The organism is Streptomyces sp. YS-3 (genome assembly GCF_045257485.1).
Taxonomy (GTDB): Bacteria; Actinomycetota; Actinomycetes; order Streptomycetales; family Streptomycetaceae; genus Streptomyces.
Map to the genome: position 1 here is coordinate 1 of NZ_JBJHPC010001024.1, position 1,248 is coordinate 1,248.

Sequence of the window (1,248 nt, forward strand, 5' to 3'; positions counted from 1 at the left end):
GCCCGTCCCCGCCGAACCGTCCGCCCTCCGCCCGTACGAAGAGCAGCGCCATCAGCCACGTACCGCACAGCCCCGCGGCGACCGACACCGTGCGCACCCCGAACGCCGCCATCAACCAGGGCGTCAGCAGGCTGTAGTTGGCGGTGTGCGCGCCGCCGTACCAGGAGAGGTTGTAGGCCGAACCCGGATGCCGGGAGGCGAAGCCGGCCCAGGCGAGCTGAGCGGCGAGGTCCCCGCCCCCGGTGGCGAGGACCAGTGCCCACACGACGTACAGCGGCAGGACGACGAGCGCCACGACCCCCGGCACACGCCAGACCGCCTGCCCCCACCTGCCACGCGGGGGCGAGGCGCCCAGGCCCTCGGCCGCATCGTTCCGCAGGCCCTGACTGATGCCCATCCGCACACCCTACGATCCGGCACTGACACACCCGGTAGTCACCCATGGAGTGGGGAGGGCGGCCGTTTGCGGCGGATGGCCAGAGCGCCCCCGCGACGAAGTGGTCAGCAGGTGGGCAGCGGACCGTAGGAACCCGATGCCCTGAAGGCTCAGCCCTCGGCCCGCGCCACCCCGATCGGGCAGGAGACCCCCGTCCCGCCGATCCCGCAGTACCCCCCGGGGTTCTTGTCCAGGTACTGCTGGTGGTACGGCTCCGCCGGGTAGAACGGGCGGCCCTCCGCCGGGAGGATTTCCGTGGTGATCGTGCCGTGGCCCGCGCCCGTCAGGACCCGCTGGTAGGCCTCGCGGGACGACGCCGCCTCCGTCGCCTGGGACGCGGTGTGGGTGTAGATCGCGGAGCGGTACTGGGTGCCCACGTCGTTGCCCTGGCGGAAGCCCTGGGTGGGGTTGTGGGACTCCCAGAAGAGCTTCAGGAGCGTGGCGTAGGAAACGACCGCCGGGTCGTACACCACGCGGACCGCCTCCGTGTGACCCGTCAGGCCCGAGCAGACCTCCTCGTACGCCGGGTTCAGCGTGTAGCCGCCCTGGTAGCCGACCAGGGTCGTCCACACGCCTTCGGTCTGCCAGAACTTGCGCTCGGCGCCCCAGAAGCAGCCGAGGCCGAAGTCCGCGATCTCCAGGCCCTCGGGGTAGGGGCCGAGCAGCGGGTTGCCCAGGACCGTGTGGCGGTCGGGGACGGTGAATTCCGGCTCGGGGCGGCCCTTGAGGGCCTCCTCCGGCTTGGGCAGGACGGGGGTGCGGCTGTTCAGGAACATGCTGGGCTCCTCGGCGGGCGGGGGGCGGTGGTCCAC

1 protein-coding gene and 1 pseudogene are annotated in these 1,248 nt (G+C 72.2%); both read right to left on the reverse strand.

Annotated features, from left to right (window positions below):
- Positions 1-397: pseudogene (locus ACJA3G_RS37220) on the reverse strand (hypothetical protein); the annotation flags it as partial.
- 149 nt (positions 398-546) lie between these two features.
- Complete coding sequence (gene msrA, locus ACJA3G_RS37225; protein WP_406557428.1) at positions 547-1,212, reverse strand: peptide-methionine (S)-S-oxide reductase MsrA; 666 nt, start codon at positions 1,210-1,212, stop codon at positions 547-549.
- Positions 1,213-1,248: the final 36 nt, after the last annotated feature.